Genomic DNA, 18,886 nt, shown 5'->3' on the forward strand with positions numbered 1-18,886 from the left:
AATATGAATGATTGTATTGTTATAATTCCTACCTATAACGAAATTGAAAACATCGAAAGTATAATTAGGGCTGTGCTATCGCAACACAAACCATTTCATATCCTTGTAATCGATGACAACTCACCAGACCACACCGCCGACAAAGTTAGTATGCTTCAATCTGAATTTGAAGGTAGATTATTTTTAGAAAAAAGGGTCGGTAAATTGGGCTTAGGAACAGCTTATGTTCACGGTTTTAGATGGGCTTTAGAGCACAATTACAGTTATATTTTCGAAATGGACGCCGATTTTTCGCATAATCCTAATGATTTAGAAAAATTATACGATGCTTGTCATTTTGGCGGAGCAGATTTAGCCATAGGCTCGCGGTATGTCACTGGAGTCAATGTGGTAAACTGGCCGTTGAGTCGTGTTTTGATGTCCTATTTTGCTTCGGTTTATGTGCGGTTTATAACCGGGATGCAAATTCACGATGCCACGGCAGGATTCATTTGTTATAAAAGTGAAGTTTTGGCGGGAATCAATTTAGATAAAATAAAATTTGTGGGCTATGCTTTTCAAATCGAGATGAAATACCGAACTTTTTGCAAGAAATTTGATATTACAGAAGTTCCGATTATTTTTACCGATAGGACCAAGGGGCAATCCAAAATGAGCTCAGCAATTTTTAAAGAAGCTGTTTTTGGAGTAATTGCTTTGCGAATAAAAAAATTATTTAACACCTTATAAAAGGAGAATCAAGATGAATAAGGTTTTAATCAAAAATGCAAAAATAGTCAACGAAGGAACTATTTTTGAAGGAGATGTTTTAATAGAAAATGATCTAATTGTTGAAATTGCGGAGACCATAAGTGCAAAGTCTTCCTCTTGCAAAATTATTGATGCCGAAGGAAATTTTCTCATTCCTGGCGCGATTGATGATCAAGTACATTTTAGAGAACCCGGATTGACACACAAAGGCGATATCGAATCCGAATCGAAAGCGGCTGTCGCTGGCGGAATTACCTCCTTTATCGAGCAGCCTAACACAGTCCCGAATGCTGTGACCCAGGAAATTTTAGAGGAAAAATATCAAATTGCTGCCTCAAAATCCTATGCGAATTATTCGTTTATGATGGGTGCTACCAATGATAATCTCGATGAAGTTTTAAAAACAAATCCAAGAAATGTTGCCGGAATCAAGATATTTTTAGGTTCGTCAACCGGAAATATGTTGGTTGATAATGAAGAGGTTTTAGAAAAGATTTTTTCAAGTACCCCCTTGCTTATTGCGGTGCATTGTGAGGATGAAACCACGATAAAAAACAATTTAGAAAAATTCAAAACCGAGTTTGGCGACGATATTCCTGTAACAGCGCATCATCTCATTCGAAGCGAAGAAGCTTGTTATCTTTCGTCATCCAAAGCGATTGATTTGGCCAAAAAAACAGGTGCTAGATTGCACGTATTCCACCTGTCTACGGCAAAAGAAATGGAGCTTTTTACCAATAAAATCCCCTTGGAAGAGAAAAAAATTACCGCCGAAGTTTGTATTCATCATTTGTGGTTCACCAATGATGATTACGCAACCAAAGGCAATTTTATCAAATGGAATCCAGCTGTAAAAACCGCCAATGACCGCAAAGTGCTATGGGAAGCTTTGAATGATGGAAGGATTGATGTAATCGCTACAGACCACGCGCCACACACCCTCGAGGAAAAAAAACAATCTTATTTGAAAGCCCCTTCAGGCGGGCCGCTCGTGCAACATGCCGTTGTAGCCATGTTTGAAGCCTATCATCAAGGAAAAATCAGCGTTGAGAAAATTGTAGAAAAAATGTGTCATAATCCGGCAAAGATTTTCAAAATCGAAAAACGTGGTTTCATCAAAGAAGGCTATTATGCCGATTTGGTTATTGTAAATTCTGGTTTGCCGTGGAGTGTCAAGAAAGAGAATATTTTAGCAAAATGTGGTTGGTCTCCTTTCGAAGGGTTTACTTTCAAATCTCGAATTACCCACACTTTTGTCAATGGAGAATTAGTTTATTCTCCTTTCAAAGTGAAAGATATTCGTGCCGGAAAGCGATTATTATTTAATCGATAATTTATACAAATGAAGAAAATCGTACCATTTTTTATCCTATTGATTCTTCTGATCGGCTGCGAAAAGGAGCTTGTCAAAGAACCAAAAAACCTAATTCCGAAAGAGAAAATGGTGGATATAATGTATGATTTGTCGCTTTTGGATGGAATGAAAGTGCAGGATCCGACTCTGGTAGACTCCTTAAAAATCAGTACGAACCAATACCTCTACAAAAAATATAAAATCGACAGTGTACAATTTGCGCAGAGTAATATCTATTATGCCGCCGATTATAAAGCGTATGAAAAAATGTATAATCAGGTTAAGGCGAGAATTGATAAAAATAAATTGGAGATTACAGCCCTTGTAAAAGCAAAAGCCAAAAAAGATAGTTTAGCAGCAGTTCGCAAGAAAAAATTACAATTAAAAAAAGAAGCCGACTCCATTAAAAAGGCTAAAAAAGACTTAAAAGTAAAAAAAGAAGTCGATTCTCTGAAAAAATCAAAAACAAGCCAATCTTCAAAAGCAAAAGATTCGCAAACGAAAACTGCGAAATAAATCAGCTTTATGATGGTTTTGAATTCTCCTTTATATAGCGATTGATATCGGTAAATTCGAATTTCAAAGTGTCTTTGATTTTTTGGTTCGAATATAAACTTTTTGAATACGAAGCGATAGCAGTTTCTTTATCCAATTTTCTTTTTGTTCTAAAAAAAGTCGAAAAAAACCAATCGATTCTCCACAAAATTTTGGTTGCGAATGAACTAATATGCACTGCAGGTCTTTTTACTTTTAGCGCATCGGCCATTGAATTAAACAATTCTCGAAAGCTGATGGTGTTCGCTACTAGTGCAAACCGTTCGTTTTTTACTTCACTTTTCATCAGTTGTGTCATAATTTGCACTACATCGGTTACGGCAACAAATCCGGTAGTTCCTTTGAAATAAAACGGGAATCCATTTTGTATTTTCTTAAAAAAAATGCCGCTTCCTTCTTCCCAAATCCGGGGTCCAAGAATAACTCCAGGATTTACAATCACGCTATTAAGGCCTTCCTGCTGCCCGCGCCAAATTTCCATTTCGGCACCAAATTTCGAAATGGCGTAGTCAGTATGCGATTTTTCGGGATTCCATTCGGTTTCTTCGGTGATGATTTTTTCGTTTTCTTTCAAATCACCAAGAGCGGCAATTGAACTTATGAAACAAAGTTTTTTTACGTTTTTGGCAAGGCAAAAATTAACGATATTGGCAGTTCCTTCAATATTTGTTTTTCGTATTACATCTTCATCTTTAGGGTCGAATGAAATAAATGCAGCGCAGTGGTATACGTAATCTACGTTTTCGAAAGCAATTTCCAGAGAAGGAACATCAAGGATGTCAGCTTCAATCCAATTTATTTTTTCGAATAAATTTTCTTTTTTGTAGTATGAAAATAATTTTTTGGTTTTTTGGATCGTTGGTAATTTTCGATAAATGGCACAAACACTTTCTCCATTTTCAATTAAATGAAGTAGTAAATGTGAGCCGACTAAACCTGTTCCTCCTGTGACTAAAACCATTTTGCGAATTTACGAATAAGGAACTATGAACTATCATTTTTATTTTATAAATTGAAATTGCCATTACTTTTGATATTTTATTGAAATTGCTATCGTCATTGAAATTTTCAAATTGCCATTGCCATTGAAATTCTTATCTTTGTGCACCTGAAGCCCAATGGCTGAAATGACGAAAGTAAATTGATTAAAAAAGATGAAAAATTTTATTGAAGAAGTGACTTGGAGAGGAATGCTCCACGATGTAATGCCCGGCACCGAAGAACATTTGATGGAAGAAATACGCGTGGCGTATGTGGGGATTGACCCAACTGCCGATTCATTGCATATAGGACATTTGGTTGGTGTGATGTTGTTGAAACATTTTCAAATATCAGGGCATAAACCATTGGCTTTGGTCGGTGGGGCGACAGGAATGATTGGAGATCCATCTGGAAAATCGAACGAAAGAAATTTGTTGGATGAAGCTACTTTGCGTCACAACCAAGAAGCCATAAAAGGGCAATTGGCCCGATTTTTAGATTTCACTTCCGATGCGCCGAACGCGGCCGAGTTGGTGAACAATTACGACTGGATGAAGACTTTTTCTTTTCTGGACTTCATTCGTGATGTTGGAAAGCATATCACGGTTAATTATATGATGGCCAAAGATTCGGTAAAGAAACGTTTGTCGTCCGAAGCTGCCGAGGGGATGTCATTTACCGAGTTTACCTATCAATTGGTGCAAGGCTACGACTTTTTGCATTTGTATAGAGATAAAAAATGTACACTTCAAATGGGCGGAAGCGATCAATGGGGGAATATCACTACTGGAACCGAATTAGTGCGACGAATTGCCAGTGGTAAAGCTTACGCATTGACTTGCCCATTAATCACCAAAGCCGATGGGACCAAGTTTGGTAAATCCGAAGGCGGAAATATTTGGTTGGATGCTGCTCGAACTTCACCCTATAAATTTTACCAATATTGGCTCAACACTTCCGATGTGGATGCCGAAAAATACATCAAGATTTTTACTTTTTTATCCAAAGAAGAAATTGAAGATTTAACTGAAAAACATAGTGAATCGCCACATTTGCGTTTGTTGCAAAAACGCTTGGCTGAAGAAATTACAATTATGGTGCATTCAAAAGAAGATTTAGAAAATGCGATTAAAGCGTCGGGAATTCTTTTTGGAAATGCGACAGCCGAAGATTTGAAACAATTGGACCAAGCTACTTTCTTAGAAGTTTTTGATGGAGTTCCTCAAGCGGAAATCGCACAATCTGAAATTGAAAATGGAATAAATATAGTTGACGTTTTAAACGAAAAAACTGGATTTTTAAAATCGAATGGCGAAGCAAGACGAGCCTTAACCGCCAATTCAATTTCGGTAAATCGCGAAAAAGTAACCGAAGAATTCGTGCTTTCGACCAAAGATTTAATCAACAATCAATTTGTATTATTGCAAAGCGGAAAGAAAAATTATTTTGTAGTTAGGGTCAAATAACCATCAAATTACACCCACGAATATCACTTTTATCAAAACGTCCCAATACCTCGAAAGAGTTGTTGGGACGTTTTTAGTTTTTACAAAAATTCCAAATGACCAATTGATAAAAAAACAATCCAATAAATTTCTATTGTTTATATTTGTTCTTTTTAGTGCAAAATTTAAAGTGACTTATCTGGACTAAAAAGAAAGACTCAATTTAGAATCGGAATCCTCTTAATTCGAACTTAACTTTGAAAACTAAACAAATAAAGTCTTATTTAACCGTATTTTTTCTATTACGATTTTGTGCTTTCTCCCTTTGTTTTGGACAGTCACAAGTGTTGTTTACGAAAATAAATCAAGCAAATGGGCTTTCTACTGATCGAGTTCGAACTATTGTAAAAGAAAAAAATGGTTTTATTTGGATCGGTACCGACAACGGATTAAATCGGTTTGATGGCACTAAAATTAAAATATATAACAAACAAAATAGTGCCTTAAGCTCTAACGATATTTCCGATTTAGTAATAGACCGTAAAGGTAAAATTTGGATTGGCACTTTTGGAGGTGGATTAAACGTGTACAATCCCTCGAAGGATACTTTTGTTGCTTTTAAGAACCGTCCAACCGATAATTCATCTATTTCTTCCAATGAATTGAATGCCGTTTTTGAGGATTCTAAAGGCGTTATTTGGCTTGGAACTAAAAATGGGCTTTGTTTTTTTAACGAAAAAGAGCAAACTTTTACGAGCTTTAAATTCGATAGTAAAAATAGGTTTTCAATCAGTAATAATGATGTAAGAAGCATTTATGAAGATGCCAATAAAAAGTTGTGGATAGGAACTTTTGGAGGAGGATTGAATAAACTCGATCCTACGACGGGCAAGTTTTACCGAATGAAGTCGTCAACTGCTATTTCGCCCGATTATATTCATTCTTTATGCGGAATAAACAAGAACGAAATCTTGATAGGAAGCAGCGGAAAAGGATTACTGACATTTGATATGAATACTTTGCGTTTTCAGAAAAAGTCCTACAATATCGATAAAACAATCAATATTGTTCGCCTTATTAAAAGAGATCGAAAGGGTGTAATTTGGATTGGAACCGATGGCACGGGACTATTTAAAATTGAAAACATAAATACTGCAATTCCAACCGTTACAAATTACAACAATGACTCCCAATTGGGCAACACGATTTCCAGTAATGCCATTTATGATCTTCTGGAAGATGAGGACTCCAATATTTGGTTGGGGACCGCTTGGAATGGAGTTGACGTACTAAGCCTCAACAAAGATTACTCCTTTATACCGAGCAATAATAAGGGAGAATCTCCCATTTCGGTACTGTCTATCTACAAAAACAAGGAAGCTTTTTTTATGGGTTTGGATGGCAAAGGGTTGACTGTTTTGCCCGAAAAAACGAAAGTGGCAAAGCATTATAATAGCAAAAATAAAAATACAATTGGCGACGATTATATTCAATATATCTACGAAGCTGCAGATGGAACGCTTTGGATAGGAACTTTTGTCAACGGATTGGTTAATTTTAAGTACAAAACGGGAAGTTTTACGCAATTCAAACAAAATTTAGCTGATTCAAAATCTCTAAGCTTTAATGATGTTCGCTACATAATCGAGGACGAGAAAAAAAATATTTGGATTGCTACTTGGGGTGGTGGTCTAAATTATTATAATACTATTACAAACGCATTCACAAGTTATAAGGAGAGAAAAGGAGTTAAAAATACCATCAGCAGTGACAATGTGTTATCACTTCAAAAAGACGGACATCATATTTGGATGGCTACTTTTGGCGGAGGCGTGAATCTTTTGAACTGCAAGACCAACCAATTTAAAGTCTATAAAAGTACGGACGGTGACCCAAATTCTATCAGTAGTGATTATTTGTATAGTATTCTCAGAGACTCCAAGGGGAATATTTGGATGGGAACCGTAGGTGAAGGAATCAATAGGCTGGATATCAAAACGCAAAAAGTAAATCGTTTTGATGGTGATGCAAATGTCCGTTATCAAACTGTAACGGCGATTATAGAAGACAATAAAGGAGTGATTTGGTTTAGCACCAAGCAAGGGATTTTTAATTATGATTATACCACAAAAACGTTCAAAAGCTTTTCTAGTCTAAAAGAAGATTATCATATAAATTCCTGTTTCAAGGACAACAGCGGAATGCTCTATTTTGGCTGTTCGAAAGGGGTTGTCAAGTTTAATCCCGAAACTATCAAAGTAAAAAATGTCACACCCCAAGTAAGATTTACCAGCTTTAAGCTTTTCAATAGAGAAGTTGCTATTGGCGAAGACGAAATATTAAAAAATGATATTTCTTTTTCAAAAAAAATTACTTTAGAGCACGATCAGGATGTAATCACTTTTGAATTTGCCGCAATGCTATTTCCGTCTTCTGCCAATTGCGAGTACCAGATACAAATGGATAATTTTGATAAAAACTGGCGATCTATCGGTAAAGAAGGCTCAGCGACTTATACCAATCTTTCGCCCGGTAACTATGTCTTTAAGGTCCGAAGCAGACAGTTAGGAAGCCAATGGGCTAAGGAATACAGTTTCATAAATATCAAAATACAAAAACCCTTTTGGGCAGAATGGTGGGCGTATTTGATTTATGTCCTTTTGGCAATTGCAACCTTCTATGTTTTGATAAAGTACATCATTTCGTGGGAGAAAATGAAAGCAGATTTGCGCTTTGAAAAATTTTCACACGAAAAAGATGTAGAGCTTTATAATTTGAAACAAGATTTCTTTACCAACATTTCACACGAAATAAGAACTCCCGTAACTCTTATATTAAGTTCGATAAACAAAATCCTGAAAAATGGTGAATTTTTTGAAACTGGGCAACAAAATCCTTTCGGTACCATCAAAAAAAATGGAGAATATTTACTGAATTTAGTCAATGAATTGCTTGATTTCAGGAAGTTGGAGCATCAGCAAATCAAGCTTAAGTTTTTCAAAGGAGATTGGGTAATGTTTTGCAAAGAAATATATCTTTCTTTTAAAGAATTTGCTTATCAAAAAGACATCAAATTTGAATTTGAGACTTCAAGTCCAATGATGGAATTATGGTTCGACAAAAACCAGATGGAAAAAGTACTGTATAACTTATTTTCCAATGCATTGAAATTCACCAGTACAGGAGGTTCCATAAAAATTTCTATTTCAGAAACAGAAACAGAAGTGCAATTAGAATTGACTGACGAAGGAATTGGAATTTCAAAAAAACATCTTTCCAAAATCTTCAATCGGTTTTATCAAGCCAATAATTCTGATACTGCAAATGGAAGAGGTTTCGGATTAGGATTAACTATTTCGAATGAAATTATAAAATTGCATCAAGGAGAAATTACCGTTAAAAGTAAAAAAGGATCGGGCAGCACGTTTACCATTATACTGAAAAAAGGAAATTCATTTTTCGATGAAACCGAAATTGGAAGTAGCGAGGCCAATGAAGAACTGATCGATAATTATTTCACCACTAAACAAGACAAGGTTGAGGTACTTGCGCAAAGCACGGAAACGCCCATAGTAAAGGAACAAACGCTACTTATAGTAGAAGATAATGTAGATATAAGCAATTATATAGCAGAACTTTTGTCGGATGAGTTTTCGATTTTGCAAGCTTATGATGGTCAGCAAGGTTTGGAATTAGCTATCAAACAGCTGCCAGAGCTCATTATCAGTGATGTGATGATGCCAATTATGGATGGAATAGAGCTGACCCATACTTTGAAAACAACTGTTGCTACAAGTCACATTCCGGTGATTCTCCTCACGGCCAGAGCTTCTTTTATGAATAAAATGGAGGGTTTTGAAACCGGTGCCGATGATTATGTTACCAAACCTTTTAATGAGTCGCTGCTTCGGGCTAGAATAAAAAACATTCTTAAAAACCGAAGTTTATTACACGAAAAGTTTCATTCAGACGACAGTACCAATTTTGGAGAATTGGTGAAAAACAAAAGAGACCAAGAGTTTCTTGAAAATTTAGGGCAGTTTATCGAAAAAAATATTGATTCAGATAATCTAAGTGCCAATCTTGTGGCCAAAGAATTAGGGATGAGTCACTCTGTGCTTTACAAAAAATTGAAAATAATAACTGGCTTATCGCTTGTAGAATATATGCGAGATTATAGATTGAAGAAAGCCAAGCAATTGCTAAAAACCAAACAGTTTTCCATAAACGAAGTTTGCTATCAAGTAGGCTACTCCGACCGAAAATATTTTAGCAAGCTATTCAAAGAACGTTTTGGTAATCCTCCCACTTTTTATATGAAGGAAAAATAGAATCCTTCTTTTTATTTTAAAGTTTCTAAAGTATTGGTGTGAAACTGAAAACAATGTAAACCATTAAGAAAAATAAGAGAATTAAGATTTGCAGTGTTCTTAACTTTCTTATTTTTCTTGATGGTTAAAAAAAATGAATGTTTACAACATTTTCAGTAGAGCCAATCTTTTAAATCTTATTCTTCCTCCTTTTTTTTTCAAGGTTTTACGCCTGTTATTCTGCAATAAAAAACGATTTCGTACCCCTAAAAAAACGATTTCGTGCCCCTTTTTTTTGTGACAGCAATTATAATTTTACATTTCAATTAAAGCGATTTTATCCAATGTCTAAATTGAAAAAAAATAAAAATAAACTATACTGACCAACAACTAAACCAAAATTAAATTATGAACAAACCAATCAAAAGTATCCAATCCTAAATGAAATCAAAAAATCAAACTATTACAATCAAAACCAAATATGAATACTAAACTAAAACGAAAAAGAACTTTTACAATACAAAAGTTATCTAGTTCATTGATTATTTTCTTGATACCGCTGCTGTTTTTTGGACAAAAAGTGGAGGTTAAAGGAACCATTATTGATGAAGCTACCAAGGCAACTATCCCAGGCGTTACAGTAACAATAAAAAACAGTACAAATGCCGTTATTTCAGATAGCAATGGGAATTACAAAATTAAAGCAGCTAATGGCGATATTGCCGTTTTTTCATTTGTTGGGTACGCAACGGTCGAGAAAAAGATTACGGGAAACATTTTGAATGTTTCACTTCAGGAAATTACTAAAGCACTAAATGAAGTTGTAGTAATAGGATATGGATCCAGTAAGAAAAAAGATCTTACGGGTTCAGTGGCTCAAGTAAATTCAAAGGATTTTCATAAAGCTCCTGTTACCAATGTAGAAGGGCTCATTGCCAATAAAGTGGCTGGAGTACAAATAACACCAAGAAGCGGTAGACCAGGTGCAGGTAGTTCCATCATAATCCGTGGCGGCTCTTCATTAAATGCGAGTAACGATCCTTTATACGTCATTGATGGAGTTCCTCTTGAAGGATCCAATGGTGGACCTGGTGTTCTTAGTCAGTTGAATCCTAATGATATTGAAAGTTTTACCGTCTTGAAAGATGCTTCGGCGGCGGCTATTTATGGCTCTAGAGCGTCGAATGGGGTTATTATTATCGTTACCAAAAAAGGAAATTTAAAAGAAACCAAGGTTGATTTTTCATCAACAACTAGAGTGACCAGCATTATGGAACAAGCGCCCGTATTGTCTGCAGATGAGTACAGAAGTCTTGTGAATACACTTCAAACTAAAGGTACTCCTCCCAAAACCCCGCCAGGTGTAGCCAACACGAATTGGCAAGATGAAATTTATCAAGTGGCATTGGCCACTGAAAATAATTTGAGTATGAGCGGTTCCATAAAATCATTGCCGTACCGAGTTTCCGTTGGGTATCTTAATCAGGATGGCGTTTTAAGAACGGGTAATTATGAAAGATTCACAGCCTTACTTAATTTAAGTCCAAAATTTTTTGACAACCACTTGAAAGTAAATTTAAATTTAAAGGGTTCGTTTGAGGATGAGCATATCGCCAACGAAGGTGCGCTGTGGAATGCACGAGCATTCGATCCTACACAACCTGTTCGTGTTGAAGACCAAACCTATGGAGGCTATTTTCAATATACACAGTTCGCCAGCAATCCAGCATTGGCCATCATTAATCCAGTAAGTATGTTAGAGCAAGTTAATACTCGAAATGAGAATATCAGAAGCGTTGGGAATTTACAATTGGATTATTCGATGCATTTTTTACCGGACTTACACCTTAATGTCAATGCGGGTTACGATATTTCTAAAGGAAAATACTTGAGCTCTGCTTCTGCGAGCTATTTTCCGGCAAATCTTTCAGAAGGTTATATTTATTATGGAGATCCTTCTCGTGAAGTTCAAAACACCTTATTCGAATCGTATTTGTTTTACAGTAAAGAAATAGCTTCGATAAAAAGCAGGTTTGATATTACTGCGGGTTATTCCTATAATGATTTCTTGACCACCAACTATTCTTATCCGACCTTTAGGCCTGATGGAGTAAAACAACCCAATAGTGATCCTGTTTTTCCTTTTGACAAGCCCAGTCATTCCATCATTTCTTTTTATGGTAGGCTTAATTATGTGTTTAACGAAAAATATTTGGTAACAGCAACGCTACGTCAAGATGGTTCTTCTCGATTTTCAGAAGATAACAGATGGGGTTTGTTCCCCTCTGCCGCTTTTGCCTGGAAAATTAAAGAGGAAAGTTTTCTTAAAAACAATAGCACCTTCTCTGATTTGAAATTACGATTGGGATATGGTGTTACTGGGCAACAAGATGGGATTGCGAATTATTATTATAGACCAAGTTATTTTTCGGGATTTACAGACCAGCAGTACACTTTTGGAAACAATAGCTATTTAACCGTTAATCCTGGAGCATACAACCTAAACCTAAAATGGGAAGAGACAGCATCGTCGAATATTGGACTAGATTTTGGATTTTTAAAAAATAGGCTGACAGCAAGTGTTGATGTATACTTAAAAAAAACGAAAGATTTGTTGAATAATACTCGAGTTCCTCTAGGCTTTAATCAAGGCAGTGAATTGCTGCTCAACATCGGAACAATGGAAAATAGAGGCGTAGAGTTTGCCTTGAAAGCAATTCCGATACAAACAGACAATATGACTTGGGACCTCAATTTTAATTTCACTTACAACGAAAATAAAATTACACACCTGAATGATGTTTCCGATGAAGGAATCGGACTATTTAGCGATGCTATTTTGGTCAATACAGTAGGTTATCCACGAAACACTTTTTATTTGTACCACCAAGTCTATGGCGCCAACGGTATGCCAATTGAGGGTCAAATGTTAGATCTAAATAATGATGGCTTGCTCAATGCCAGTGACCGCTACATCACAAATAAATCGGCTGCACCCAAATACCTTATGGGTTTTAGCACCAATTTTCAATACAAAAAATGGAATCTAAGCACTGCTTTTCACGCCAATTTAGACCATTATTTGTTTTTTCACCCCTATGACAACACCATTTCTATTACGGAATGGCAGACTTCACAAAACCTCAGTACTTTGTATTATGATACTCTTTTTAGTCATAATGATCCTGCACAAGGATACAGCGATTTCTATTTGCAAAATGCGTCTTTTCTAAAAATGGATAATATCAGTATTGGTTATGATTTTGGTAAAATATTGGCCAATTCTAGAGTAGGATTGAACCTTAATGTTGCGGTACAAAATGTGTTCATCATTACCAATTATCAAGGGCTTGATCCTGAAGCTAATTTCGGATCCGAAAACGCGTATCCTGTTCCCCGTATTTTTTCAATAGGCTTAAACCTTAATTTTTAATTCATTATCAAAAAATATAATATGGCAACTTTAAAAAAATTGAATAGAAATTGGATTCTTTTAGTAATGGTGCTTGCAATTGCTACGTTTAGTTTACATTCTTGCACCGACGATCTAGAGAAAGTCCCTCTAAATGAGGCAACTGCCGATGTTCACTTTACCAGCGTAACTGCCTACAAACAAAGTTTGGCGGGTGCTTATTCTCGAATGGCGTACAGCACATTCTTAAGGTATTATTGGAGTATGCAAGAATATTCTACTGATATGGCAGTAAGCACTTGGAATGATGGCGGAGATGGTATTTATCACGAACTGGCTTGGAGCGCTGATTCGCCAGCAATTGCAAATGTTTATACTTCTGCACTTACGATGATCACATTGTGCAACGATTTTATCAATCAATCATCGGACGAATTGCTAACCAAAAGAGGCTTTTTTGGGGCTGATGTTGCTGAGATAAAAAAATTCCAGGCCGAAGCACGTTATTTAAGAGCCTATTGCTTCTGGATTTTGATGGATTGTTACGGGAATCCTCCATTTCCTACTGAAAAAACATTGGCAAAATCCTATCCTCCGCAGATTAAGCGTGCCGATTTGTTTAAATTTATCGAATCCGAGTTAAAAGAACTAGATGTTTTATTGGTAGAACCGAAAACCAACGAATTAGGAAGACCCGATAAAGCAGCCGCTTGGGCATTACTATCCAGAATGTATTTGAATGCCCGAGTATATACCGGAGAGGAACGTAATACCGATGCTATCACCTATTGCAATAAAATTATAAATTCTGGATACTCATTAGAATCAAATTATGCTTGGTTAATGCTAGGGGATAACCATTTGAATACCAACGAATTTATTTTCACAATTAATTATGATAATACCAACAAAACCTGGTATAGTACAAACTTTTTGGCTTTAGGACCAGCAGGAGTTCCAGCATCGATAAATGGAATGTCGGGAAGTTGGAGTGCTTTTAGATTTACACAGCAAGTCCCAGCATTATTCCCATCAGCAAGCCCAACTATCGACAAACGTGCCCTGTTTTATACCACGGGACAAACTTTAGAAGTCAATAAAGTGACCACGAGTACAGATGGTTACTCTGCTTACAAATACAGAAACGTTAAACGAGACGGAACACCACTTACTCAAAATAATTCTTTTGGTAACTTATCCGATATTGATTTTCCCGTATTTCGTCTAGCCGAAATTTATTTGACTTATGCCGAGGCGGTTTTACGAGGCGGTGCTGGAGGCAGTAATGCTACGGCTCTTGCTTACATAAATAAAATAAGAGGTCGTGCCTACGCCAATAATCCATCAAGTACCAGTGGCAATATTTCGGCTGCTGCACTTACACTTGATTTTATATTAGACGAAAGAGCTCGAGAGTTGTATTGGGAAACCCATCGTCGAACCGATTTGGTTCGCTATAATAAACTAACAACAGGCACGTATTTATGGGCTTGGAAAGGGGGCGTGAAAGCAGGAACAGCGGTGGATTCTAAATACAATTTATTTCCCATTCCAACATCCGATTTATTGGTAAATCCTAATTTAAAACAAATTGATGGTTTCTAAAAAAGTCGATAACCAAAATATAAAATATTTAATTATGAAAAAGTTTTTTAAAATAATATTCGCCATTGTGCTGATTATGGTATTGGGTTATTCTTGTGCCGACGATACCCTGCAATCAGTGGCAGAAGCACCCGCGGAAGGTCAATTTTTATTGACCAATAGTACCAGCGAAATTGTACTTGCCAAAAAGAATGCCGACAAAAACATTGCGGTTACTTTAAACTGGGATAATAAATCTTGGTACGGCATCGATACACCATTGACGTATACCCTGCAAATAGACAAAAGTGATGGTGTATTTGTAAGCCCTCAGGAAATGGCTATTGCATCGGGCAATAATATATCCTTGACACACGCCGACTTGAACGCTCAGGCATTTGCATTGGAATTGAAGCCAGAAGTTGCGTCAAAAATAAAAGTGCGATTAAAAGCCAATTTGAGATATGGTGCTGTACCCATTTATTCGAACGTAAGCACATTAACAATAACACCTTACAGTACGCTTATTCTCAAATATCCAATGCCAACGGAACTTTATCTTCAAGGTGATGCCGTGCCTTCTAATTGGGGAACTCCTGTAACCGATATACAAAAAATGACTCAAATAGACGACCATCGTTTTGGCTTAATCGTAGCATTAACCGGCGGAAAAAGTTTTGCTGCCATTTCTGCTGCTTCCACTTGGTCAGACCCTGCGTATGTAACAATGGAGGCCAATGCTAGTCCGCAAACTAGTGGTACTTTTGAACCTCGAGGTTCATCAACAAATTGGGGTGGTACTCCTATAAAATCACCTGCTAGTACTGGAGTTTATCAAGTTATTTTTGACTTTACCACGGGAACTTATTCCATAACGCCTTCGGTTTTAATGACTTCACCAGCCGAACTATACATTATAGGCGATGCTACTACCAATGGATGGAATGCTCCTGGAACTGGCCAGAAATTTACAAAAGTAGATGCGCACACTTTTACCCTTACCACAACACTCAAAGCGGGTAAATATGCTTTTCTCAATGCGAATGCAACCTGGTCGACTCCTGCTTATCTGGGCAAAACAGATGCTGAACCACTGTTGGGGGGTAATTTAACTTTGAATCAAGCTCCCAACTGGGCAGGAACTAGTATAACCGCTCCTAATCCCGGAAATTATACCATCACGGTCAATTTTAAATCAGGAACTTATGTTCTAAAACCTTAAAACCATAGAAGATTTACTAGAAACGAAATGATCAACAGAAGGTTTTCATTTCAAAGAGGATAGGAAGTCCGTTTAGGCTTAAAAAATAATTAATTTAACACAGATATAAAATGTTTGCAAAATCCCGCATAATACAAGTAATAGTGCTGCTCACTTTACTGGCGCAATATGGTTGTTCAATGGAAAACCCTATTCCAACTCCAACTACCTATATACCCAAACCCAGTAATGTGTTTTATAAGGGAACGTATATGGCTTATGTAGCCCATCAGGAAACCTATGGTGGCGTGGTTTTCAAGGAAAATGGAGTGCCAAAAGATGCTTTTAAAAGTATAGCAGATCACGGAGGAAACATTGCCAGACTTCGAATTGATATGCCACCATACAAAAGTAGCTATACCAAAGGGTATGCAGATGTGGATTTTGGATCGCCCGAAAAAGTAAAAATACAAATGCAACGGGCTAAAAATGCAGGTCTAAAAACTTTATTAACTTTTGGGTATCAATCGATGGCTCTGGAAGATGCTCAAAGATTAAACAGTTATGTCGCTCCATTAGCGTGGCAAAGTATCGCTACTGATGTTGAAAAGTTAAAAGAAGCGGTTTATGTACACACCACCACCGTATTAGAAGAGTATATCAAAGCGGGACTAATTCCAGAAATTGTGGCTATTGGTAACGAAACCAACGAAAGATTTTTGGAACCGAACCTGAAAGAAAGTGATTTGCCGGCATACAGTGTTGTGCGCTCCGTCAAATTGCTGAATGCTGGAACGAAAGCAGTTCGAGATTTAAACAAAAAATATGGATTAAATATTAAGATTGCCTGCCATATTTTTGATGCCGCCAGTTTAAAATTTTGGTTAAAATCCCACGTAAGCAATGGATTGGACTTCGATATTATGGCAATTTCTCATTATCACGCTTGGCATTCTTTAGGAGATTTCAAGAGTTGGACAGAGGTGATCGGATTTGTGAAGACGACCTACCAAAAGGATTTTCTAATTATGGAAACCGCACAATTATTTAGAACGGGTGGCAATGATGCACACGTTGATATTTTGGGTGTCGAAAATATTCCTGCGGGTTATGTTAATCCACCAACGACAAATACTCAAAAAAAATATATGAAAGATTTTGGACAAGAATTGTACAATGCAGGTGGTATCGGAATCATTTATTGGGGTGGCGAATGGGTTGGTTCAAAAACATTGATTTTTCCGGATCAATACGGAGCGGGTTCATCTTGGGAAAACAAAGCCTTTTGGGATTTCAATTACAACCTCCACGATGGTGTCAATTGGATGAATGAAATTATTCAGAAATAAGCTCGTTGCAAAATCTAAAAAATAATTCGGCAGGAATGAACCTCCTTATTCCTTCGGATTTATTTAAGAATAACAATTAAAATTACTAACAACTAAAAACAAACAATTATGAAAAAACATTTACTTTTCTGGCTACTATTTGCTTCAATTTCGTTGACTGGATGGGCGCAATCTGTTACAATTACATCAGTCATTTCCACTCCTATAGCTATTGGAACTGTACTCAAAGTAGACTACAAATACACCGTTGCAGCGGATAGTTATATTTTTTGTGGCATCAATTTACAAAATGACTGGACATATATTTCTTACGTTGCTGGTCAAGGGTTGGATCTAGCAGTAGCAGGCACCGATGTTACAGGTTCTTTTAATATTACTATACCTAGTGGTACGACGCCAACGGCTAATTTAACGCCACCACAAAATTATAAAATAGCCATTGAGCTGAAATCTCTTCCAACTTATGCTTGGATAGCCGGTGATTATCCTGCAACACAGTTAAATTTCACTGCGTCGCCATTGGGTATTAGCAAAAAGAGTTTAGTTGAAGCTTTGTCTGTATATCCAAATCCAGCTCCCGATATTCTAAAAATTGCCAATGCCAATAATTTATCTAACGCTTCATTTAGAATTATTGATATTTTAGGCAAGACTGTTGTTCAAACCAAGACTTTAAGCAATAGTGGCATTGATGTTTCTGGCTTAAATTCAGGGTTTTATGTCTTGTCAATAAGTTCAGAAGAAGGGGCAAGGCAGTTTAAATTTCAAAAAAAATAAATTTCGGAACGCTTTTTAAAAAATAAGTAATAAATTTAGAATCAGACTTTTTTGCAATGCTGCAAGGGAGTCTGGGTTTAAATACTTTTGTAAACATGATGAAAATTACGGTACGATTCCGATTTGTTTTGGTGGCCATAGTCACTTTACTCTTTATGGCTTGCAGTGGAGCACAAACTACGGAGCCAACTCCCGAACCAATACCACCGCCAGCAAGTTTTGCTTTTTCTAAAGGTGCAGATGTGGGTTGGTTGCCCCAAATGGAAGCTACCGGATATAAATTTTATGATACCGACGGCACAGCAAAAGATTGTTTGCAATTGCTGAAAGATAGAGGAATAAATACCATTCGTCTTAGGGTATTTGTAAATCCATCAAACGATAAAGCTAGCGGTCATTGCAGTCCAGCCGAAACAGTCGTGATGGCGGTTCGCGCCCAAAAAATGGGAATGCGGATTATGATTGATTTTCATTACAGCGATACTTGGGCCGATCCGGCACATCAAACAAAACCCGCTGCTTGGACAAATCACTCTTTTGCAGAGTTGCAAAACGACGTGTACAAACACACTTTTGATGTCTTGACGGCATTGAAAACTGCTGGAGTAACTCCGGAATGGGTGCAGGTGGGTAATGAAATTCCGGGAGGTATGTTATGGCCAGAAGGTAAATCCTCAAATTTTAGTCAATTGGCACAACTATTAAATAAAGGCTATGAAGCAACAAAAGCGGTAAATTCAAATATAAAAGTAATCGTGCACGTTGACGAAGGAAATAATAATGCAAAGTTCAGATGGTTTTTTGATAGTGCCAAAGCCAATAGTGTTAAATATGACGTCATTGGACTTTCGTATTACCCGTATTGGATCAAGAGCGATTACACAGCAACGATTCTTGATTTGGAAAATAATCTAAAAGATATGGTTTCGAGCTACGGGAAAGAAGTAATGGTGGTAGAAGTTGGAGGCGATTATACCTTGGTTCAAAACACCAAAGACATGTTGGTTGCCGTACTCAAAGCAGTAAAATCGGTTCCTGATAACAAAGGGCTTGGCGTGATTTATTGGGAGCCCGAAGGCGAAAAAAGTTGGAGTGGGTATCAATTGAATGCCTGGCAATCTAACGGTAAACCATCACCGGCACTTGATGCTTTTAAAAATTAATTGAA

General features: G+C 36.8%; 12 protein-coding genes. 11 read left to right on the plus strand and 1 reads right to left on the minus strand.

Translation table 11 applies throughout. The features are described 5' to 3' along the window. Positions 1 to 3: 3 nt before the first annotated feature. Genes E1750_RS12385 through E1750_RS12395 form a run of 3 tightly spaced genes read left to right on the plus strand, consistent with a single transcriptional unit; the run spans position 4 to position 2,620 of the window. The gene (locus tag E1750_RS12385) at positions 4 to 729 is read left to right on the plus strand and encodes a polyprenol monophosphomannose synthase (protein WP_133277079.1); all 726 of its coding nucleotides are present in this window, start codon (positions 4 to 6) and stop codon (positions 727 to 729) included. Positions 730 to 742: 13 nt separating this feature from the next. Continuing rightward, positions 743 to 2,083: a dihydroorotase gene (locus tag E1750_RS12390; RefSeq protein ID WP_133277080.1), complete on the plus strand. Its 1,341-nt coding sequence runs from the start codon at positions 743 to 745 to the stop codon at positions 2,081 to 2,083. A gap of 9 nt (positions 2,084 to 2,092) precedes the next feature. After that, positions 2,093 to 2,620, plus strand: coding sequence for a DUF4296 domain-containing protein (locus E1750_RS12395; RefSeq protein ID WP_133277081.1), 528 nt, complete (start codon positions 2,093 to 2,095; stop codon positions 2,618 to 2,620). Between the two features lie 7 nt (positions 2,621 to 2,627). On the opposite strand, the gene E1750_RS12400 is transcribed toward E1750_RS12395, so the two are convergent. Next, positions 2,628 to 3,620, minus strand: a complete 993-nt coding sequence (locus E1750_RS12400) for an NAD-dependent epimerase/dehydratase family protein (protein WP_133277082.1) — start codon at positions 3,618 to 3,620, stop codon at positions 2,628 to 2,630. Positions 3,621 to 3,813: 193 nt separating this feature from the next. Here E1750_RS12400 and tyrS point away from each other — a divergent pair, with 193 nt between their 5' ends. From tyrS to E1750_RS12440, 8 genes are all read left to right on the plus strand, one after another. Next, positions 3,814 to 5,106, plus strand: a complete 1,293-nt coding sequence (gene tyrS / locus E1750_RS12405; protein ID WP_133277083.1) for a tyrosine--tRNA ligase — start codon at positions 3,814 to 3,816, stop codon at positions 5,104 to 5,106. Between the two features lie 326 nt (positions 5,107 to 5,432). Next, positions 5,433 to 9,416, plus strand: a complete 3,984-nt coding sequence (locus E1750_RS12410; RefSeq protein WP_165698049.1) for a hybrid sensor histidine kinase/response regulator transcription factor — start codon at positions 5,433 to 5,435, stop codon at positions 9,414 to 9,416. 460 nt (positions 9,417 to 9,876) lie between these two features. Next, the gene (locus tag E1750_RS12415) at positions 9,877 to 12,828 is read left to right on the plus strand and encodes a SusC/RagA family TonB-linked outer membrane protein (protein WP_133277085.1); all 2,952 of its coding nucleotides are present in this window, start codon (positions 9,877 to 9,879) and stop codon (positions 12,826 to 12,828) included. Between the two features lie 21 nt (positions 12,829 to 12,849). Next, on the plus strand, positions 12,850 to 14,412 hold the full coding sequence (locus E1750_RS12420; protein ID WP_227873891.1) for a RagB/SusD family nutrient uptake outer membrane protein: 1,563 nt from the start codon (positions 12,850 to 12,852) through the stop codon (positions 14,410 to 14,412). Between the two features lie 34 nt (positions 14,413 to 14,446). After that, complete coding sequence (locus E1750_RS12425; RefSeq protein ID WP_165698050.1) at positions 14,447 to 15,613, plus strand: SusE domain-containing protein; 1,167 nt, start codon at positions 14,447 to 14,449, stop codon at positions 15,611 to 15,613. A gap of 110 nt (positions 15,614 to 15,723) precedes the next feature. Continuing rightward, on the plus strand, positions 15,724 to 16,941 hold the full coding sequence (locus E1750_RS12430; RefSeq protein ID WP_133277087.1) for a glycosyl hydrolase 53 family protein: 1,218 nt from the start codon (positions 15,724 to 15,726) through the stop codon (positions 16,939 to 16,941). 108 nt (positions 16,942 to 17,049) lie between these two features. Continuing rightward, positions 17,050 to 17,718, plus strand: coding sequence for a T9SS type A sorting domain-containing protein (locus tag E1750_RS12435; protein WP_133277088.1), 669 nt, complete (start codon positions 17,050 to 17,052; stop codon positions 17,716 to 17,718). 95 nt (positions 17,719 to 17,813) lie between these two features. After that, a complete protein-coding gene (locus E1750_RS12440; RefSeq protein WP_227873892.1) occupies positions 17,814 to 18,881 on the plus strand; it encodes a glycoside hydrolase family 53 protein in 1,068 nt (355 codons plus the stop codon). The last annotated feature ends 5 nt before the right edge of the window (positions 18,882 to 18,886 follow it).

Source organism: Flavobacterium nackdongense, assembly GCF_004355225.1.
Taxonomy (GTDB): Bacteria; Bacteroidota; Bacteroidia; order Flavobacteriales; family Flavobacteriaceae; genus Flavobacterium; species Flavobacterium nackdongense.

Coding starts and splice junctions, on each gene's coding strand:
- E1750_RS12390 (WP_133277080.1), top strand. CDS start 743: ATGAATAAGGTTTTAATCAAAAATGCAAAAATAGTCAACGAAGGAACT.
- E1750_RS12415 (WP_133277085.1), top strand. CDS start 9,877: ATGAATACTAAACTAAAACGAAAAAGAACTTTTACAATACAAAAGTTA.
- E1750_RS12400 (WP_133277082.1), bottom strand. CDS start 3,620: ATGGTTTTAGTCACAGGAGGAACAGGTTTAGTCGGCTCACATTTACTA.
- E1750_RS12395 (WP_133277081.1), top strand. CDS start 2,093: ATGAAGAAAATCGTACCATTTTTTATCCTATTGATTCTTCTGATCGGC.
- E1750_RS12440 (WP_227873892.1), top strand. CDS start 17,814: ATGATGAAAATTACGGTACGATTCCGATTTGTTTTGGTGGCCATAGTC.
- E1750_RS12420 (WP_227873891.1), top strand. CDS start 12,850: ATGGCAACTTTAAAAAAATTGAATAGAAATTGGATTCTTTTAGTAATG.
- E1750_RS12430 (WP_133277087.1), top strand. CDS start 15,724: ATGTTTGCAAAATCCCGCATAATACAAGTAATAGTGCTGCTCACTTTA.
- E1750_RS12425 (WP_165698050.1), top strand. CDS start 14,447: ATGAAAAAGTTTTTTAAAATAATATTCGCCATTGTGCTGATTATGGTA.
- E1750_RS12435 (WP_133277088.1), top strand. CDS start 17,050: ATGAAAAAACATTTACTTTTCTGGCTACTATTTGCTTCAATTTCGTTG.
- E1750_RS12385 (WP_133277079.1), top strand. CDS start 4: ATGAATGATTGTATTGTTATAATTCCTACCTATAACGAAATTGAAAAC.
- tyrS (WP_133277083.1), top strand. CDS start 3,814: ATGAAAAATTTTATTGAAGAAGTGACTTGGAGAGGAATGCTCCACGAT.